19 protein-coding genes are annotated in these 20,020 nt (G+C 47.5%); 12 read left to right on the top strand and 7 right to left on the bottom strand.

Going from position 1 to position 20,020, the window contains the following annotated elements; translation table 11 throughout:
- The first annotated feature begins 121 nt into the window (after positions 1 to 121).
- The 8 genes from BLQ88_RS35090 (at position 122) to BLQ88_RS35055 (ending at position 8,606) form a co-directional block, all read left to right on the top strand.
- Positions 122 to 931, top strand: coding sequence for a YgaP-like transmembrane domain (locus tag BLQ88_RS35090; RefSeq protein WP_090157687.1), 810 nt, complete (start codon positions 122 to 124; stop codon positions 929 to 931).
- Entirely contained in the window at positions 912 to 2,102 is a 1,191-nt protein-coding gene (locus tag BLQ88_RS35085) for a zinc-dependent alcohol dehydrogenase (RefSeq protein ID WP_090157686.1), read from the top strand. The genes BLQ88_RS35090 and BLQ88_RS35085 overlap by 20 nt, the downstream gene beginning before the upstream one ends.
- A 262-nt stretch (positions 2,103 to 2,364) precedes the next feature.
- Entirely contained in the window at positions 2,365 to 2,814 is a 450-nt protein-coding gene (locus BLQ88_RS35080; RefSeq protein WP_090157685.1) for an Hsp20/alpha crystallin family protein, read from the top strand.
- Positions 2,815 to 2,901: 87 nt separating this feature from the next.
- Positions 2,902 to 5,412, top strand: coding sequence for an excinuclease ABC subunit UvrA (gene uvrA / locus BLQ88_RS35075; RefSeq protein WP_090157684.1), 2,511 nt, complete (start codon positions 2,902 to 2,904; stop codon positions 5,410 to 5,412).
- Between the two features lie 300 nt (positions 5,413 to 5,712).
- A complete protein-coding gene (locus tag BLQ88_RS35070; protein WP_090157683.1) occupies positions 5,713 to 6,627 on the top strand; it encodes an SDR family oxidoreductase in 915 nt (304 codons plus the stop codon).
- Between the two features lie 13 nt (positions 6,628 to 6,640).
- Positions 6,641 to 7,003, top strand: coding sequence for a hypothetical protein (locus BLQ88_RS35065; RefSeq protein WP_090157682.1), 363 nt, complete (start codon positions 6,641 to 6,643; stop codon positions 7,001 to 7,003).
- 25 nt (positions 7,004 to 7,028) lie between these two features.
- Complete coding sequence (locus BLQ88_RS35060) at positions 7,029 to 7,940, top strand: helix-turn-helix domain-containing protein (protein ID WP_090157681.1); 912 nt, start codon at positions 7,029 to 7,031, stop codon at positions 7,938 to 7,940.
- A gap of 303 nt (positions 7,941 to 8,243) precedes the next feature.
- Entirely contained in the window at positions 8,244 to 8,606 is a 363-nt protein-coding gene (locus tag BLQ88_RS35055; RefSeq protein ID WP_229212994.1) for a DUF1259 domain-containing protein, read from the top strand.
- On the opposite strand, the gene BLQ88_RS35050 is transcribed toward BLQ88_RS35055, so the two are convergent.
- Positions 8,586 to 9,083, bottom strand: coding sequence for a transglutaminase N-terminal domain-containing protein (locus BLQ88_RS35050; protein WP_229212993.1), 498 nt, complete (start codon positions 9,081 to 9,083; stop codon positions 8,586 to 8,588). The two genes, BLQ88_RS35055 and BLQ88_RS35050, sit on opposite strands and share 21 nt — an antisense overlap.
- Positions 9,084 to 9,355: 272 nt before the next feature.
- On the opposite strand from BLQ88_RS35050, the gene BLQ88_RS35045 reads away from it, so the two are divergent.
- The gene (locus BLQ88_RS35045; RefSeq protein WP_090157714.1) at positions 9,356 to 11,599 is read left to right on the top strand and encodes a glycosyltransferase family 4 protein; all 2,244 of its coding nucleotides are present in this window, start codon (positions 9,356 to 9,358) and stop codon (positions 11,597 to 11,599) included.
- Positions 11,596 to 12,606, top strand: a complete 1,011-nt coding sequence (locus BLQ88_RS35040) for a glycosyltransferase family 4 protein (RefSeq protein ID WP_090157680.1) — start codon at positions 11,596 to 11,598, stop codon at positions 12,604 to 12,606. The genes BLQ88_RS35045 and BLQ88_RS35040 overlap by 4 nt, the downstream gene beginning before the upstream one ends.
- Here the strand turns inward: BLQ88_RS35040 and BLQ88_RS35035 are convergent.
- From BLQ88_RS35035 to BLQ88_RS35025, 3 genes are all read right to left on the bottom strand, one after another.
- Positions 12,603 to 14,075 (bottom strand): glycoside hydrolase family 130 protein, encoded by a 1,473-nt coding sequence (locus BLQ88_RS35035; protein ID WP_090157679.1) that lies wholly within the window; start codon positions 14,073 to 14,075, stop codon positions 12,603 to 12,605. The two genes, BLQ88_RS35040 and BLQ88_RS35035, sit on opposite strands and share 4 nt — an antisense overlap.
- Before the next feature lie 9 nt (positions 14,076 to 14,084).
- A complete protein-coding gene (locus BLQ88_RS35030; RefSeq protein ID WP_090157678.1) occupies positions 14,085 to 15,011 on the bottom strand; it encodes a lysophospholipid acyltransferase family protein in 927 nt (308 codons plus the stop codon).
- 68 nt (positions 15,012 to 15,079) lie between these two features.
- Complete coding sequence (locus BLQ88_RS35025) at positions 15,080 to 15,271, bottom strand: cold-shock protein (RefSeq protein WP_019942599.1); 192 nt, start codon at positions 15,269 to 15,271, stop codon at positions 15,080 to 15,082.
- A gap of 139 nt (positions 15,272 to 15,410) precedes the next feature.
- Between BLQ88_RS35025 and BLQ88_RS35020 the strand changes: the two genes are divergently transcribed.
- Positions 15,411 to 15,857: a hypothetical protein gene (locus tag BLQ88_RS35020; RefSeq protein WP_090157677.1), complete on the top strand. Its 447-nt coding sequence runs from the start codon at positions 15,411 to 15,413 to the stop codon at positions 15,855 to 15,857.
- Between the two features lie 36 nt (positions 15,858 to 15,893).
- Here the strand turns inward: BLQ88_RS35020 and BLQ88_RS35015 are convergent, their stop codons facing one another.
- Positions 15,894 to 16,331 (bottom strand): response regulator, encoded by a 438-nt coding sequence (locus tag BLQ88_RS35015; protein ID WP_090157676.1) that lies wholly within the window; start codon positions 16,329 to 16,331, stop codon positions 15,894 to 15,896.
- A gap of 1,251 nt (positions 16,332 to 17,582) precedes the next feature.
- Here BLQ88_RS35015 and BLQ88_RS35005 point away from each other — a divergent pair.
- Entirely contained in the window at positions 17,583 to 18,005 is a 423-nt protein-coding gene (locus BLQ88_RS35005) for a response regulator (protein WP_090157675.1), read from the top strand.
- Between the two features lie 275 nt (positions 18,006 to 18,280).
- On the opposite strand, the gene BLQ88_RS35000 is transcribed toward BLQ88_RS35005, so the two are convergent.
- Positions 18,281 to 19,594, bottom strand: a complete 1,314-nt coding sequence (locus tag BLQ88_RS35000; protein ID WP_090157674.1) for a site-specific integrase — start codon at positions 19,592 to 19,594, stop codon at positions 18,281 to 18,283.
- Between the two features lie 142 nt (positions 19,595 to 19,736).
- Positions 19,737 to 20,020: transposase (locus BLQ88_RS34995; RefSeq protein ID WP_143017006.1), on the bottom strand; the 284-nt coding region annotated here is incomplete at its 5' end.

Below are 20,020 nucleotides of genomic sequence, written 5' to 3'. Positions count from 1 at the left end.
TATGTCAGTTACTTATGTAATACTTGGGTTGCATTCCAATCCCATATCAGTCAGGAACATTGTTTTCCTACCGGCCGTCCCTAATTAATGAATGCCTTTCCACTTAATTAATTAAAAAGCGATGGCAACAATCAAAATCAGATCATCTGAATTCATCGATCGCGGCGTGATCAAGCCGCTTCCGACGGGTTCGTCTTACATGAATGTCGGCTCCACTGAGCGGATCGTATCCGCCGCGGCGGGACTTGCATTGATGTATTTCGGGTTACGGAAATTTTCGATGCCCGGCTTGCTGGCAGGTGCCGCGGGTGCGGCCTTGTTCGAAAGGGGCGCTTCGGGTTATTGTCCTGTGAACAATCTCGTGCAAAGAGGGCCCGCGAAAAAGTCCGTCGAGACAGCAGAGATTACCAAAAGCCTCACCATCAACAAGCCGAGAACGGAGGTGTATCAGTACTGGCGCAAGCTTGAAAATCTGCCCACATTCATGCAGCATTTGGAATCGGTAAGCCAGACGGACGAAAGAAGGTCGCATTGGGTCGCGCCGGTGCCGGGTGGTGTCGGGAAAATTTCCTGGGATGCGGAGATCGTGGAAGAAGTTGAAAATGAAAAGCTCAGCTGGCGATCGGTTCTTAATGCTGCCGTGGACAACTCGGGAGAAGTTTTGTTCAAAGACGCGCCTGGGGATCAGGGGACGGAGATTTACGTGATCATCAAATATCTGCCGCCGGCGGGCGCCATTGGCTCTACGGTTGCGAAGCTCTTCAATCCCGCTTTCAAACAAATGTTGAAGGAAGACTTGCGCCGCTTTAAACGGCTCATGGAGATTGGTGAAATTCCTGTTAGCGAAGCACAACCTTCGGGCAAAAAGCTGGCATTTGGAGATACTACTCACGACAAAATCGAGCAAGCATATGAAAGCCCTTTGTTATAACAGCGTCAAGGACCTGCGCGTGGAAAACGTGCCCGATCCGGAAATCATCAGCCCCAAAGATATGATCGTACGCGTAACACTGTCATCGGTATGTGGCTCCGACCTGCACATTATCAATGGATTTATACCGACCGTGAAAGCCGGCGATGTGCTGGGCCACGAGTTTATGGGCGGGGTCGTGGAAACCGGCAGGGATGTTAAAAAGTTTGTCAAAGGCGACCGGGTGGTGGTGGCTTCGGTGATTGCCTGCGGGGAGTGTCATTATTGCAACCAGCAGTCTTATTCGCTTTGTGACAATACAAATCCCAATGCCTACCTGCCTGAAAAAATGTTCGGGGATACGCTGGCCGGCATCTACGGGTACACCCATGCTTTCGGCGGGTACGCGGGCAGTCACGCGCAATACATCCGCGTTCCGTTCGCAGATAATGGCGCTTTCAAAGTGCCGGAAGGTTTGCAGGATGATTCGGTTATCTTCTGTTCCGACGCGTTTCCGACCGGCTACATGGCGGCCGATATGGCGAACATCAAACCGGGAAGCGTGGTGGCCGTATGGGGAGCGGGCGGCGTAGGACAAATGGCCATGCAAAGTGCCTGGCTACTAGGTGCCGAAAGGGTGATCGCGATTGATCGGGAGGCCTATCGGCTGCGGGTAGCGAAAGAAAAGAGCAAAGCCGAAACGCTCAATTTCACGGAAGTAGAGGTTTTGGAAGCTTTGAAAGACCTGACCGGAGGCCGCGGCCCCGACTGCTGCATTGATGCGGTGGGTATGGAATCGTCAGGTACCGGCATTGGCTATGCCTACGACAAGGCAAAACAATGGGCAAGAATGGAAAATGACCGGCCGCTTGTGTTGCGGGATGCCATCATGGCCTGCCGCAAAGGCGGTACCGTTTCCATTGTAGGTGTTTACAGCGGCTTCGCAGACAAGATACCGATGGGCGCGGCGATGAATAAGGCGCTGACTTTCAAGATGGGACAAATGCACGGGCCGAAATACATTCCCAGGTTGTTGGATCACGTTCAAAACGGTGATGTCGATCCTTCGTTTCTGGTAACTCATAAAATGGGCTTGCACCAGGGGCAGCAGGGGTATGACATGTTCACGTTAAAAGAAGACAATTGCATGCGTGTGGTTTTCGATCCCCAGAAGAGCTTGCAACATGGCTGAATGGGCAGTGAACGCGAAGTAAAGGTTTAAAGGGTACCCCGGTATTCATCGAGATACCTTCCCTTGAATTATCGGTGGACTGTAAACAACTTGTCAGTTTTCTGCAGTGTAAATCTGTCAGAAAAAAATGTCATAACCCTGAAAAAATTTCAGGGAAATCCAGGTTGGTATGCCGTTTGAAATAAGCGCAATCGGTCAGACGCTAGCGACTGGCCACAAGTTCATTTATTTCATTGTTTAACTTTTAAAAAGGAGGTTGATTATGTCACTCATCAAAAGGAACGGGCTACTGCCCCAAACATTCCCAGCGCTGTTCGACGATTTCTTTGGCCGCGAACTTTTTAACTGGGGCAACAATAATTACTCAGCTACCAGCACAACGGTGCCTTCGGTAAACATCCGTGAGACCGGCGACAACTTCGAGGTCGAAATGGCTGCGCCCGGGATGACCAAAAGCGACTTCAAGGTAGAGCTGGACGGGAACATGCTTACGATCAGTTCTCAGAAAGAGCAGCGGCAAGAGTCCGATCAGGACGGATACAGCCGCAGGGAATTTAGCTACCAGTCTTTCCAAAGAAGTTTCGTTCTTCCCAAGGACGTGGTCGATGTTGAGCACATTGCGGCAAAATATGAAAACGGCTTACTCCACCTGACGATTCCCAAACAGGAGCAAGCCAAACAAAAAGCCCCGAGGCTGATTGAGATAGCTTAAAAAACGAGAGGGTCTGCTCATTGCAGGCCCTCTTTTTTTAATGCGTGGTGACCATACATTTTTACGCTGATTTTTATCCCAGATCCCATGCCAAAAGAACTAGAATCTCTTCCTGTCTCCGGTTTTGTCAAAGTACAAGGTGCCAAAGAGCATAACCTGAAAAATGTGGATCTGGAAATTCCTAGAGGTGCGCTGGTCGTTTTTACCGGCGTCTCGGGTTCTGGTAAATCATCACTTGCGTTCGGGACATTGTATGCCGAAGCGCAGCGTCGTTACCTGGAATCGGTTTCTCCGTATGCGAGGCGGCTTTTTAATCAGATGTCCATTCCGCAGGTCGACAGCATAGATGGCCTTCCTCCGGCTGTCGCTTTGCAGCAGCTGCGGGGAGCAACCAGCACACGTTCCTCGGTAGGCAGCGTCACCACGATTTCCAATTTGATCAGGATGCTGTATTCGAGGGCGGGAGATTATCCTCCGGGTCAGTCCATTGTATATGCGGAATCGTTTTCACCCAACACGCCGGAAGGCGCCTGTCCGGAATGCCACGGCCTGGGGGTTGTTTATGAAGTGACCGAGCATTCAATGGTTCCCGATGACACGCTTTCGATCCGGGAAAAAGCCATCGCTGCATGGCCCACAGCCTGGCAGGGGCAGAATTTGCGGGAAATACTGATGACGCTTGGTTACGACGTGGACGTGCCCTGGCGCGATCTGCCTCAGAAAGACAGGGACTGGATATTGTTTACGGAAGAGCAGCCCGTTGTTCCTGTTTATTCCGGGCTTAATGCGGAACAAGTTCAGCGGGCCCTGGCGCGAAAAATGGAACCCAGCTATATGGGCACCTTTACCGGCGCGAAACGGTATGTGATGCAGACATTTGCCAATTCACCGAGCCAGGCGATGAAAAAGCGCGTGGCCAAATTCATGTTGCGCGCGCAGTGTCCAATCTGCCGCGGAAAGCGCCTGCGTCCTGAGCCATTGTCCGTGAAATTTGCCGGGATGGATATCGCGGAATTCTATCAGCTGAATATCCAGCGTTTATACGAAATCATATCTCGATCTCTTAACTCAAAAAATGATCGCTTAGACAAGGAGCATCCTGAAAAGGCATTGGTGCTTCAACGTATTGGTCATGACCTTTTGTCCCGCCTGGATGTATTGATCGATCTGGGACTTGGGTATCTGACACTTGAAAGAAGCACCCCCACACTTTCGCCGGGAGAATTGCAGCGCCTGCGGCTGGGGACGCAGATACATTCCAATCTTTTTGGCGTAGTATATGTACTCGATGAGCCATCCGCCGGTCTTCATCCTGCCGACACACAGTCATTGCTCCGGGCGCTGGACCGGTTGAAAGCAGCCGGCAATTCGCTTTTTGTCGTCGAACATGAGATCGAAATCATCCGCCATGCCGACTGGGTTGTCGATGTAGGGCCGGGCGCGGGTGAAAAGGGCGGAGAAATCCTTTATAGTGGTCCATTGCAGGGATTGGAAAAAGTGGACAGGTCCGTGACAAGGCGCTATTTATTTAATGCAGATCAAAGCCAAAAACCTGCAAGAGAGGCGAAAGGATGGCTGCGGCTCAGGGACGTAAGCCAGAATAATCTGAAGCATGTGGATGCCGACTTTCCATTAGGTGTGTTGACCAGCGTCACCGGCATATCAGGCTCCGGGAAAAGCAGTCTGGTAAGTCAGGCCCTTGTGGAGCTTGTTTTGGAGAAATTAGGACAGCGAATACCGGATACAGAGGGTCAGGAAGAAGATCTTCTTCAAAGAGAAGCCCCACAAACGACGACCGGTTATATCCAGGAAGGAATAAGTCAAATCCGCAGACTGATACCGGTAGACCAGAAACCCATCGGACGTACACCCCGGTCAAACCTGGCGACCTACACGGGCCTTTTCGATCATGTCCGGAAATTATTTGCCAGTACCAAAATGGCAAAGAGCCGAAAATACGACGCAGGCCGCTTTTCCTTTAATGTGGCAAAAGGGCGCTGCCAAAACTGTGAGGGCGAAGGCTTTGTGATGGTCGAACTTCTATTTCTTCCCAGTGTGTACACGCCCTGCCCGGTTTGTCAGGGAAGCCGCTACAATGAAAAAACGCTGGAAGTCACCTATCAAGACAAAAACATTGCCGACGTACTTGCCCTGACTGTGGATGAGGCATTTGAGTTTTTTGAGTCTGAACCACCAATCAGCCGTGCACTGGATGTGGTCCGGCAGGTTGGGCTGGGATATTTGCGTCTTGGGCAACCGGCTACCGAGCTTTCGGGCGGCGAGGCGCAGCGGATCAAGCTGGCTACCGAGTTGCAACGGGCCCAGCATGGCAATACGTTATACATTTTGGATGAGCCTACAACCGGCTTGCATCCGTCCGATGTAGACAATTTACTTGTCCAGCTCAATAAACTGGTCGATCAGGGAAATACCGTCATTATCATCGAACACGACATGCACGTTGTCGCGAACAGCGATTGGGTGATCGATGTCGGACCGGGTGCGGGGAATGAGGGTGGTAAAATCGTTGCTTGCGGTACCGCGGCAGTTGTTGCCGTTGAACCGGCAAGTAAAACGGGGAAATATCTGGCAGTATGAGCCAGAATATTGTTCAGGGGCAACTTTTGGGTCTGCTGCAACAAAAACATCTACTACAACAATCGAGCCTGTAAATCTAACGGATTGCACGAGTTCGTGAATGTTATATTATTATGTTCGTGCCCGTGCTTGTCAAAACACTGGTAGCCTACGGATTCCCCATGATGTCAATCACTGTCCCGAGAATGTGGCTTTTTCTCATACATGACTTTCCACTACAACAATACGACTTTTGGCTACATCTGTTTTTTTAATGTTACCCACTTTTGTATTAACAAAAAACGTTAGAAACAGACGCAAATGAAAAATTGGACGACAGCTGACATTCCACAAACTAATAGTGGTTTAGCTATCATTACAGGCAGCACGGAAGGCATCGGATATGAAGACGCACTGGCACTTTCGTCAGCAGGATGGAATGTCACATTAATGGGACGCAATCCTAAGAAAGGCGCGGAATCTACCGCCAGGATTAAAGAGGTTAATCCCCACGCCAAAGTGAGCTTCGAGCAAATAGACCTGGCGGATCTTTCATCCATCAAATCATTTGCGTCGAGAATGATTTCAAAAGGGCAAGCGATTGATCTTCTTATCAACAATGCCGGCGTTATGACGCCGCCAAAACGGCTTGAAACTGCCGATGGCTTTGAGTTACAATTCGGCACAAATCACATTGGTCACTTTGCATTGACCGCGCAACTTCTGCCATTACTACGCAAATCGCCGGAAGCGCGCGTAGTGACCGTTTCGAGTATAGCAAATCGGGAGGGAAAAATCAATTTTGACGACCTTCAATCGAAATCTGCGTATGTGCCCGGGAAAGCATACAGTCAGTCCAAATTGGCGAACCTAATGTTTGCCTTAGAGCTTCAACGGAAAAGCGAAAAGCATGGTTGGGGTGTTACAAGCATCGCCGCGCATCCGGGTGTTTCCCGAACAAATTTGCTGATTACAGGCGCTGGGCGCTGGAGTGCCGCAGGAATGGCGCGGACGTTTCTTCCATTTTTGTTCCAGCCATCCGCACAGGGAGCATTGCCAACATTGTATGCGGCTACATCTCCGGATGCCCGGGGAGGCGCATATTATGGACCTGCCAGATTGATGGAGACCCGGGGATTCCCAGCTGTCTCGAAAATACCAGTACAAGCAGAGGATGCAGATGATTCTTTAAAATTATGGGAGATATCAAAAGCGTTAGCCAAAGTTGAATTTTAACAAAAAGAACACCATGAAACTTATAAGTCCTATCTTGATTGTCTGGATAATGCTGTTATCCTGCAATCCTCCCAAAACGGTATACATCAGTAATAAAACAGACAGCCCGCTCAGCTTACTGGTCGACAGCTCCTATCAAAGTGCACACCCTGTTGTCTTCAAAGACTCAATAAACGGGTTGCGGATAGAGGAGAAAAAAGTGTTAGATTTTGGCGAGGGTAAATGGACAGAAGAAGACAAGAAAAGTCTTGAGGAATTGATCAAACACACCCGGATTGTCAGAGACGGAAGCGCCACAGCCGTTGAAATGCCCGCTAAAACCAAAGTGTCGCTGATCAGTTTTAACGTGGAAGAACTTTGGCTCAACATTAAATAAGCTTTAAAAATCTAATAATGCCTTGATGAAAAATTCCGAACCATACAGATTACGGTCCATTTCGGAGCTGCACCGTATTGCGGGAATTGCAAAACCGCATCACCCGCTGATCAGTATTTTAAATCTGGAAGGTCTAGCCAATAATACGGACATTACTTCGGTCATATTTGATTTTTATGTAGTCTCGATGAAACGCGGCTGCGATAAACTTTTCTACGGGCAGCAGAAATATGATTTTGACGAAGGTGTGATGGCTTTTCTGGCTCCGGGTCAAATACTGCGGGGCGAAGACAATGGTATGCCGCATAACCTGCGTGGGTGGATGTTGTTTATCCATCCCGACTTTCTATGGAATACATCGCTCGCAAAAAAGATCAAGCAGTACGAATACTTTGGATATTCAACAAATGAAGCATTGTTCCTTTCTGACAAGGAAGAATCCGTCATCAATTCCATTGTTGATAACATCAGAAACGAGTACAGTTCCAATATTGACAAGTTTAGTCAGGACGTAATCGTGGCACAGCTGGAAGTATTATTCACCTACGCCCAGCGGTTTTACGAACGCCAGTTCATCACCCGGAAGATAACGAATAGCAAAATTTTAAATCGTGTGGAAGAGGTTCTGGCTGATTACTTTAACAATGAAGATTTGCTGTCAGAGGGGCTGCCAACCGTCCAGTATGTGGCCAGTGAGCTAAATATATCTGTTAAATATCTGGGCAGCCTGTTAAAACAACTAACAGGCCAATCCACCCAGCAGCACATTCATGAAAAGCTGATTGATAAAGCGAAGGAGAAGCTGTCGACTACCAGTCTTTCAATCAGCGAGATTGCTTACGAACTTGGCTTTGAACATTCGCAGTCATTCAGTAAGCTTTTCAAAACAAAAACCTCACAATCTCCTTTGGAATTCAGGGCTTCGTTCAATTTATGAATTGATTGTAGGTATATCAGATCTGGACCGCTAAGACAAGATTCACAGAGGCGCAGCGGGTTGGCCCGTGCCATCCTTTCGATCCTCAAACAGCATGAAGCGGCCATTCCGATCAGGGAGATTTGCGGCAGCCTGGCATTTCCGAAGCCACTTTTTACCCATGCGGGATGCACCGGGCAAAATCCGGCGGCTTTTAGGAAATCTATGGCCAAAAAGTAAACTCCGTACAAACGAGTTATTTTTATTCTATTTTTTAGGTAATGGGTTTGATAGTATTGCATTGTCAACCACATTATTTCAAAAATGGAAAACGAAACACTGATTTCGAGAAGAACATGGCTCGGTGCAACATCGATGGCGGCCACAGCAGGGTTAACTGGGCTTTACTATACCACTGCTAGCAGCGCACCGGTAAAAACACCGCCCCTTTCGGCCGAAGAGATAGCGGCGATAGAAAGCGCAATTGGCAAAAAAGGCACTTACAATGAAGGCCAGGCTGTTCATACGATCGCACTCCCGAGAAGTGACCTGAAAATCGCGATCAAATCAGAGAACGTTCCCGTTTCTTTCGGCTTTGGCGGCTGGGTTTCCATCAAAAAGACGGTAGATGGAAAGTCAGCGGTCTTGATGAGCGATACTGTACTGCTATTGCACACCCGGTTCTAATCTATGAACGTACCGGATATGGTTACTAACATGTTGATTGAGTTTCACCAAGAATGAGAGGGTTTCACCATGAAACTTTTCGGTGCAGCCAACGAACGCAGTGAGGGCAGAACTCCTGTCTACGATTTGTAAATATGGCAGCAAAGCATTTTTAACGATCGAAGGATACAAAAATGGGAAGTACTGCGATTCATCGTCGACCAGTACATCGAAGGGGTTCAAACTGGTCAGCTCGATTTCCAGAGTAACCTCCACCGACATAAAATCTGTTTTCGCATCGAAATCGGCCCGTGCCATTTTATTGCCGTAAACATCATGTTGCCAGTATAGGCGATTGGCGGGCCGCAGAACAAAACTGTATCCGTCGATGATCGCCTGGGTATAGCGCTGCGGCGCCAGGCGGAATCTGTGTGGGGACAGAAGTACTTTGTGACTGTAGCTGTAGTCTATCTTATGCTTGATTGAAACGCGCGTCATCTAGTATCCTTTCGACTTATTGTCCCGCTTCTCCTTCTTGTCCGCGCGCTTTTCTTTCAGGTTTTTTGCGGGCGTCTTCTTGTCACTTTTCTGCTGATTTTTTTCTTTTGACATGGTTTTTAGTTTTGTTGTAAGGTAGATCCTTTTGCTTGATATTCAACATGTTTTGTTTATTCGTGGAAATCCTGTGAAGTATTAGGTGTCAGCTGAAATATTCCCGGGTAATGCCGTTTAATAAGGTTATCTTACAACAAATCAACAAACGGCCGAAAATGAAAATTGCCTTTATAGGAACCTACCCGCCAAGGGAGTGCGGGATTGGCACCTTCACCCAAAATTTATATCATTCTACCGTCGGAGAGGAAGCCCTAGCTGGTGGCTCGCAAGGCTTTGTGATCGCGATTGACGACAATGGCCTGCATTATGATTATCCCAAAGAGGTAAAGCTCACTATCCGGCAGGAAGAGCAGACTGATTACCTGGAAGCGGCCAATATCATTAACCTGAGCGGGGCCGATTTATGCATCCTCGAACACGAATTCGGGATATTCGGTGGGCAGAACGGCATCTACATCCTGCCGCTATTGTATCGGCTCAAAATTCCGTTGATCGTTACGCTGCATACCGTCCTGAAAACACCTTCCTACAATCAGAAGGCTGTTATGACCGAGATATGTAAAATTGCGCAGTCGGTGGTGGTCATGAGCCAGACCGCGGTCGATATGCTATCGGATGTGTACAGGGTGCCCAAAGAGAAGATCGCGCTCATTGCACATGGCGTGCCGGACATACATTTTGGCCAGCTTCTGGCTAAGAAAGAATTCAGACTTTCCTCCAAAGAGGTCCTATTGACCTTCGGGTTTATCGGGCGCAATAAAGGGATTGAGACTGTTCTGAAGGCCTTGCCTGAGGTTGTGAAGAAGTATCCGCAGCTTGTCTACATTGTGCTGGGAAAAACACATCCCAACGTAGTCAGGCATGCCGGGGAAGAATACCGTGTCTTCCTTGCAGGCCTGGTCAAACAGCTGGGCATTGAAAAGCATGTCGTGTTTCTGAACGAGTTCATAAGTCAGTCCGAGCTTTTCAAATACCTCTCGGCCTCCGATATCTACATCACCCCTTATACCAGCGAGGCCCAGATCACCAGCGGAACGCTTTCCTACGCCATCGGCGCCGGTAATGCGGTGATCTCTACACCCTATTGGCATGCGGCAGAACTGCTCGCCGATGGCAGGGGCCGTCTGTTCAATTTCCACGACTCGTCGGCACTTACCGAGATACTCCTTGAGCTCTTGGACCATCCCGAGCAGATGCAGCAACTCCGGAAGAATGCGTTTGATTATGGCCGCGAAATCACCTGGCCGAAAATCGGGGAAAAATATCTGGAATTGGCAGGGTCAATAACGAAAATCGGACTGGAAATTGAATCGGGCAATCCGATGATTCTGGACCCGCTTACGCTTCCGCCGTTCCTGCTCGATCATGTGCAGCGCCTCACCGACGACACCGGCATTATCCAACACGCCAAATACGGAATCCCCAACCTGAAAGAAGGATATTGCCTGGATGATAATGCGAGGGCCTTATTGATGGTGTTGATGACCTACAAAAGAAACAAGCATCCGCTCGCCTTGAAATTGTCGCCCACCTATCTGAGCTACATCAATTATATGCAGACCCAGGACGGCATGTTCCGGAACTTCCTGAGCTTCAATCGAAACTTTCTGGATGAAGTGGGGTCAGAGGATTCTTTTGGACGTACCATCTGGTCGTTGGGCTATCTGCTCGGTAATGCGCCTAATGACGCTTATTACCAAACCGGCCGGGAGATTTTCTTTGACGCTGTGCCGAATTTTACAAGTCTCAGATCTATCCGAAGCATTGCTAACACCATCGTCGGGATATGCCATTACCTGAAAAGTAGTCCGACGGACGAAGGCATGCTCAAAATACTGGAGATCCTGACCGGCAGGCTTCTTACGGAATATGACATCCACCGCAGCAATGATTGGCAATGGTTTGAATCGCTACTGGCCTATGACAATGCATTTCTGCCTTTGGCGCTCCTTCATTCAGCCGAGTTTTTGCATGATGCCCGAGTTTCTGAGGTAGCGATTGAAAGTATGAATTTTCTTTCGGATGTGACGCTTCGGAACGGCTATTTGTCGGTTGTCGGCAACGAGAACTGGTACGGCAGAGACCGCGAGCAGTCGATGTTTGCCCAGCAACCGCTGGATGCGCTTGCCATGGTATTAATGTTCCATCAAGCTTTCCGGCTTACTAATGATCAGTCTTACATTCAGAAGCTATATACCTGTTTTATGTGGTTTTTGGGTGAAAACGACCTTAGGGTAAGCCTTTACGATTTTGAAACAAAAGGTTGCTGCGACGGGCTGGAAAGCACGGGCGTGAACCGAAACCAAGGCGCAGAAAGCACATTGGCCTACCTGATCTCCCATTTGAGCGTGCTCGAAGCATTTGAGGAGGTCACCAAAATGGAAGCCGAATTGGTATGAGAGTGGCCATCCTATCGTCGATCGCATGGCGTACGCCACCCCGGCAATATGGGCCGTGGGAGCAAGTGGCTTCCTATCTGACGGAGGGGCTCGTGGAGAAGGGCGTAGATGTAACGCTTTTTGCCACAACCGATTCGGTGACCACGGCAAAACTGGAAGGCACTTCACATGCTCCCTATGCGGAAGACAGAAACATAGACCCAAAGGTGGCCGAATGTTTGCACATCAGCCATCTAATGGAAAATGCTTCGCGGTTTGATCTGATACACAATCATTTCGATTTTCTCCCATTAACCTACTCCAAATTGATCCGCGCCCCGATGCTGACGACGATCCATGGATTCTCATCCCCGAAAATCCGGGACGTCTACCGGAAGTATAACGGATCATGCTTTTACGCATCTATCAGCAATGCCGATCGTAGCGATGAATTGGACTACATTGCAACAGTATATAACGGTGTAGACGGCAAGGATTTCCCTTTCGAGAAAACCCCGCAAGACTATCTGCTGTTTTTCGGGCGTATCCATCCAGAGAAGGGAACGCTGGAAGCGATTCAGATAGCCCGGGAGTCCGGGAAGGTACTGTTGATCGCGGGGCTGATTCAGGACGATGCCTATTTTGAACAAAAGATTAAGCCCTGCATTGACGAAAGATCGGTCTTTTACATTGGAAACGTCGGGCCATCCGAGCGCAAAACATTGCTGGGAAAAGCGCTCGCGCTACTTCATCCGATTCAGTTCAACGAACCCTTCGGTTTAAGTGTCGCCGAATCGATGTTTTGCGGCACGCCGGTAATCGCCTTCAACCGTGGCTCGATGTGCGAGCTGATCGTCGACGGCAAAACCGGGTTCCTGGTCCATACAATCGGTGAAGCTGTTCAGGCTGTGACAAATGTGGCACGGCTCGATAGGCAGGAATGCCGCCAATGGGCGAAAGCGATGTTTTCGAAAGAAAAGATGGTTGACAATTACATGAAAGTGTATGAAGAAATTCTTTGTCGTTAACATTTGTCACTGAGAAGGTCTTCCAACAATTCTTCCAGATTGACCACGGCATAGGTAGAAGCGTAGTCGGAAGTGGCATATGGAATAATCAGACTCTGATTGTGCACAAACGCGCCGCAGGAATACACTACATTCGGTACATAACCGTCGCGCTCGCTTGCATTAGGGATCAGCAGGGGGTTATTCAGGCGTCCTATTTCATTTTCAGGATTTTCCAGTTCAAACAGGGAGGCACCTAGCACGTACTCGCGCATCGGGCCGACTCCGTGGGTCAATACCAGCCATCCGGCCCGGGTTTCTACCGGCGAGCCACAATTTCCAATTTGGACGAATTCCCAAGGAAATTTGGGTGTCTGGATCAAAACAGCTTTCCGCCAAACGCTGATATTTTCCGAATAGGCAATGTAATTGTTCACGCCGTCGATACGGCAAAGCATCGCGTATTTACCGTTGATCTTGCGTGGAAAAAGTGCCATTCCCTTGTTCTGAGCAATCTCTCCGTGAAGCGGCAGTACTTTGAAATGATAAAAATCCCTGGTTTTCAATAGCTTGGGCAGAATATTGACGCCATCGTATGCGGTGTAGGTAGCATAGTAGGTGCGCTCTTGCTTGTCATCGGTAAAACAAACGAACCTTGCATCTTCGATACCTCTTTTTTCAGTATCGGCGATGGGAAAGATCACACGTTCCGAAATGTCGGTATCCAGGGAGAAATCCATTTCGTAGTGCGAGGAGGCCAGCCACATTACCTCGCGGAGAAACACCGCGCCGGCGATATCCATTCCGGCCATCCTGCTGGTTTCTTCCACATACCGTTTAAGCTCTTCGTAAGTAAAAGTCTCCGTCAGCTTCCCTTCCAAAGTGGCGTAAGCAAGATTATCCAAATCCTGCATTTCGCCCAATTTTGACAGAAATGACTTTTTCTTATAAATGTGGTTACGCACATGCTCGGGAGAGTCGAGTAACCGGCCAGGTGTCTCGATGACAATATCATTGTTTTCGTCAATGAGTGCCGAACGGAACACAATAGACGATATATGCCCTTCCCCCGTAGCCCGAAAGCTGAGGATCACGCGCGTTTCGCCCAGTTCCACGTCGGACTGGTCGGGATCGGCTACGATGGACGGATTGAAAAAGGCGGCTGCCTCAATAGAGTATTCCATCGTAAAATAAGCACCGATTAGCAAACGCTGGTTCGTTTCCAGGTCCTGCGGATCTATTTGCATGGCTTTGAGCAGGACTTCTAGCTTTCGAAAATGCCGTTCGAATACTTTGAGGATATTCCGGTGCCGTTTCGCGTACTTTCTCAGAACGTTGTTCAGCTGCCGTATCTGGGTGCCTGTGTCGAGAGCGAGAATAATCGATATCAGTTCTTTACTCCTATCCTCGCCATTGTATAGAAATCGCGCAATGACCCGGCTTGAATCAGGTTGAAAAATGGTGTCTTTCCGAATGAGATGTGCGGCCATGATCAATATTTAAGATGAATGGATAGCACCAGCCGCCGGAATTTTCCACCGGTTATGTGACCATAGCCAGTAAGATGGCGCGCGACTGATGCTACTTTCCAGAAAATGGTAGTAGGATTTTGTAATGCTCAAGGGCGTTGACCGGTCAGGATGCTCCATCAGCCGAAATGTGAACTCGTAGCTGAAACGAGACCTTTTTTGAGATTCGACGTACACGACTGCCGCCTGCGATGAAGCCGCCATCCGTTCTCCTCCCGTCTGAACGGCAGTCTCCTGGTCCAGGAATGAAATATGAAATTTGTCGCTGCCAGGCGCTGGCCGCTGATCGGCGATGACCACCAGTAAATTAGGGATAGCCGTTTGGCGCAACAGCGACAACGCTTGCCGGTAAAATCCCTTCTTGGGAATAAGTTTGACTCCCAGGAACGAACGCAACCCGATCATCATCCTGTCGAGCAAACCATTTTTGATCGGCGAGTACGCTGTGTAGACCGGATAGTCTGTCACTTGCGGAAGATTAATCAGGTATTCCCAGTTTCCATAATGCGACGCGAAGACTATTACCGGTCGCTGGTCGGCATGGAGCGATTCCAGAACTTCCGGATTGATATACCTCGCCAGGCGCTTTCTAAGTCTTTCGGGCGCCAGATAAAACAAAAAAGGTTCGAGCAACAGATCGCTCATGTGCCGGTAATATGCGCTCATCAGCTTGCGGATCTCCCCGGCCGATTTGGTGGGGAAAGAACTTGTGAGATTTTTACGGATCACTGTTTTCCGGTATTGCAGTACAAACCGAAGCAATAAGGAAAGTAAAATAGAAAGGAGTGAGGTCAGGCAAAGCAGCGATTTACTCAAAATGGTGGCTGGCAGATCTGTTAATAGCTGCGCTATTGTTCGCCATAACGATCTCGGGTATTTCGGGATAGTGGATTTCATCTATATGGGCTAAAACAAAAAATCCTCCGCACCGGGAGGATTTTATTGCTTTGTATGTATTTGAGCGCTTAGATAATGGTTACATTAACTGCGTTCAGGCCTTTTCTACCTTCTTCAACTTCGTAAGACACACTGTCATTCTCACGGATATCATCATTAAGACCTGTGGTGTGTACAAAAATGTCATCTCCGCCATTTTCCGGAGCAATGAAACCAAAACCTTTGGTATCATTAAAAAACTTAACCGTTCCTCTATTCATAACTTTATTTTAAAATATTTATCAAATGTAAAATAAAATTTCGACAATAAAAATGTTTTTGGAAGTATTTAGAATAATATTTTATTCTACTCGAAATTGACTACCTTCAACAGACGTTTTATTAAACCTGACTTTTGTGATGCAAAACCTGCTTGACATCCATTTAAATCCCGACTTTTTGGGAGCTCGCGAGCACTGTCTGGAAAAATTGCGGTCTTCGCATATAGAGCGGCTTGACAGCCTGGTTCAGAGGTATCCTGCTTTGATATCCGGCACCTTTTTTCTCCGGTCTACATCACGGAATGGAATCACATTTAGCTATCCGGATGAGCAAACCGGCGATAAACAGGTGATTGCGTGGTCGCGGATCTCAGGCGACCATGAAATACTGTGTGCTATGAATTTGGACCAGGAAAAATACGCTTGTGTATATGTTACTGTCGATGATGTAATGCACCCGGTAGACAGCTCGATGAAATGCCTGTTTGCATCCGATTTAAGTCCGGCCGAATTAAATATTGAAGTAAGAAACGGCAAGGCGATCCGACTAACTATCCCTCCGCACGCGCTGGTAATTTATAGTTGACCAGTAGATGGGCATGGATTGGATACCTAACAGCTATCACCACGCCGATCGCTGGGATTCAGAAGGGATAGCACATACCAGCCAATAATCGATAATGGCTTTTAGTGTCGAAATAAGCTCCTTTGGAGAATTGGGCTTAATGAAGAAGCCCTGTGCCAATTTGCTATACGCATCGATGACATGCTTGTGAGTTGACCCATTCGTCAGGTAAAGGTATGGGATACCTGTTCGCCTTATTTCGGTGTCGGTACTTAGCTGGGTGTTAAGGTCGGCACCATCCATATATGGAAGATCGATGTCAGATAATATCAGGAAAGGCTCGGGATATGGGGCTTCCAGATATGCTAATGCCGACGCTCCGTCCTCAAAATAGGCCCTTCTATTGGAATAGCCTAGCTTTTCAAATACGTATTCAAGCACGTTTCTATCTTCTTCGTCATCTTCAATAATAATGATTTCTCCGTCTATATTCATTATGGATAGTGGTTTAATGGGTTGCCTTCTAAGGCAAAAACCAAACCACAGATTAAGATGCTCGAAAGGCTAGGTCATAGGCAGACGGCCAGCAGGAAATAAAAAGCGAGCCCTAGCACATCGCATTTGGGCTCACTGAACACCGTCTTATTCAATCGATCAGTTCAATGGAACAGGGATCAACTCCCTTTCAAAAAAGGCCAACATCTTTTTATCACTGTCGCCAATTTCTTCACAATAGTAAATACGCTTCAAATACCTTTTGACCGTCAACCGCTTCCTGGGATCCGTTAACAACGAGACCACCGACCCTACTAGATGTTTGTTTTCCATTCAGGAAGATAGGAAACTTAAATGGCTGTAACTATCTTAAACAAAAGAAAAAATATGTATTTGCAAGCTGACTTAAATTTTCACTAGCCACTTTACATGCAATTGTAAGGCTATTACGGTAGAATTTGAAACGTATGGCCCAAGCCATAAATTCGCAACAGACAGAATGGCGAAAATTTCAGCCTTGCTCCATATGGTGGAGAGCTGTTATCGATCACGTTCGGATTTGGAGCGTGCCAACGAAACGAATAGACAGGGGGACAATCCGAAAAAAATGCCTAGATAGTAGTCCAGCCGTCGCTAGTTCGAATAAATTGCGTTATTGATAATGTCAACCATTTTCGTGTGATTCATTCCCTTCTGCATGTAAGTGTCAAAGCAATGAGCTTTGTTTTCTTGGTTTAAAGAGTATTCGTCCCTGGCCGTATATGCCACGACAGGGAAGTTACGACCGATCTAATGTGCCTGTAGAAGGTCGCAGACTTGATAGCCGTCCATCCCGGACATATCAATGTCGAGGATGACAATGTCCGGGTTAGTGGATTCGACCAGTTACAGACACTTTCTACCATTATGGCAGAAAGCAACTTCAAATCTCAGAAGTTTTAAATGAAGGGGGTGAATAGCCGCTAAATCTTCATTGTCGTCGACCAACACGATTTTATTTTTTCTATTCGAATTACGGTGGATATCATCCATCGTGAAAGAACGGGTTAATAAACACCCAGAGGTTTGATCAGTGATACGTCTGCTGCGATGAAGAAAAGAGGAACTCTGGGATGAAAAACAAAATACCTGTGAACACAACCTAGGGTTGGATTATACCGATAAAGCGGTTTTGGAAAATTTTTTGTTTCTTATTAATAGTCAGTGAGGAACGATTCTTTTGATGTGTAGATTTTCTAACCCTCATAGCACATGGACAAAAGCGGCATGGTTATTGTCATCGAGGACGATGCGGATGACCAGTTTGTCTTAGAAGAAGTTTTTAAAGAGCTCAATTTGCCCAATAAAAGGATTTATTTCCCGGATGGACATACCGCTCTACGCTACCTAAATGGCCCTTCGGAACCAATTTTCCTAATTCTTTCGGATGTAAATTTACCAAGACTCACCGGTTTAGAACTGCGGCTTGAATTAAAAAAAAATGCAGATATAGCTTTGAAGTGTGTACCCTACCTATATTTAACGACATCAGTAAATCATCAGCATCTCATCGATGCTTACTGCGAATCAGCCCAAGGCTTTTTTATTAAACCGTCTGAGTACCATGAAATCAAGGACCTCATCGAGCTGATCGTAAAATACTGGACTGCATCTACTGCGATCAGAGCTACGTAAACGTATAGACATAACTGACTTTATGCAGCTGCGGCCTTGATTGATATCGCTCATGATGCGTGGGGAAGCTTTGGAGCAACAGACCATAGTCGTCCGATTTACGTAACCGTAGATTTTCAGCGGGTATTCAAGATCAATGAATTGTTGTTCACGGGCGTGTAGAACTTAGCAGCAGATAAAGTTGGACTTATTCGAAGCATAGGACGTTCGACTGTGACCCGCGCATTGCGGCAAGTGCGGCCGGAATTGAATCCGACCGCACCGGGTGATAATCCCTAAGAAGCTTGTCGAAACTTACCGGTCTTGGTAAACAATTTGTTCCTCACTAGGGCAACATTCGCGCTAATCCTCGATTTTCTCACTCGGCAGTAACGCATCGTCGTCCTGATGCTTTTATGGCCCAGCATTTTGCTGACATCTTCCAATGGAACGCCATTGTTTAGCATCATGTCTGCGAAGAAATGCCGTGCATCGTGTGTATCGAGCCTTCTGATTCCTCCACTAACATCGCGTATTTCGCAAAGCTGGGCAATGTCCTTCAAATACACGTTGTATCGGTAGTTGCTATTCACCGGGATTAACTTGCGATTGGCAAGGCAGTAGGGATGGCCCTGGTATTTGGATATCAGTTGGTCGACAATCGGCAGAATTGGTACCATTTCACCAACCTCTGTCTTACCTCTGTGCTTGACAAGCCAGCGTTCTTTTCTAGGCCCGACCAGAACGACATTTTCGGGGCTGAGGTCATAAATGTCTTGATAAGCAAAGCCGGTGAAGCACTGAAAAATGAATGCATCCCTAACCTCTGAAATCCTATCAACGCTAAACTGCTTTTGCTGAATTTTCTCGACTTGCCAAAATTCTAGCGGGATGACCTCCACATCGCCGCCGGAACACTTAAAACCTTCCATGGGATTGGAAGGAATATATTTTTTCTTAACCCCAATTTTGACAATCTGACGCACCCATTTCACTTCTTTTCGGGCTGTTACCTCAGCCAACGGTTTGGCAACATGTAGCGTCAAATAATCATAGAGGTCGTCCGCAAAGGTGTCACCAAGAGATGAAAAAAGAATGTCCTGGCGATCGAAGTGATATTTGATGAAACCGGCCACCTTCTTTTTGGTGCTGCGCCAGTGCTTCAAGGTCTCATACGAGGCATTTTCCCGTTCTACCCGCTTCTCAAATTTTGCGATGAACTCGTCGAAGACTTCCAGCAAGGTTAGCTCGTTCTTGGCTGCGGGTTTGGCTACCTTAGACTGCTCGACCGCAGGTTTGCCCAAGTAGACATTCTTGACCATCGCAGGAGTCACCTCAGAGAACTGCGTTTGAAGGCCGTTGAAAATCCGTTCGACGTCTGTTTGCAACTGAGCTAGTTTCTGGTTGGCCAGCTTTACTTCAAGTCCTGAGCCAATAACCTGCTTGACATCCAAGTCCCAGGATGCCGGGTTTACTTTCTTGCCCGTTGAGATTTCGGTGTACTTACCGTCGATTGTGATTCTGGCATAAATAGGTGCTTTGCCGTCTGCTTTCGCTTTTTGTCTGTACAGCCAGAATAGTACAGTCAGGTTCTGTTTGAAATTCATCATCCTCACAGTTTAAGGTTAGAAAAACATTGATGTTTGAGAAACCTTGGTCAAAATCGCCTCTGTCAAACATGTCCATTCGGTAACCTAATTTAGTAAGCAAAGCAGGTTAGGATCAAGACCAAATGTTGTGGAGCACCTTGGATTAAGCATATAACTGGGTAAGGCGGTAAAGGAAGAATTCTACATTCCTGACTCCTCTGAACTGCGCCCTGAACGCTTTGATCTTCGCATTGAAAGATTCAGCGGATGCATTGGTGCTTCTGTTATCAAAATAGTTAACAATGGTCTTGTAGTGATTCTCAATCGAGCGGGCAACGGTATTGAATGATTTGAAGCCGGATTGCCTGACCTTTTCGTGCCACTTAGCCAGCCTGGTCAGTCCGTATATTTTTTCTTTTGTAGTCGTGAAAATGTTACTGAGCTCCA

The sequence above is a fragment of the Dyadobacter soli genome (genome assembly GCF_900101885.1).
GTDB lineage: Bacteria > Bacteroidota > Bacteroidia > Cytophagales > Spirosomataceae > Dyadobacter > Dyadobacter soli.
This window is presented reverse-complemented; position numbering and strand designations above follow the sequence as displayed.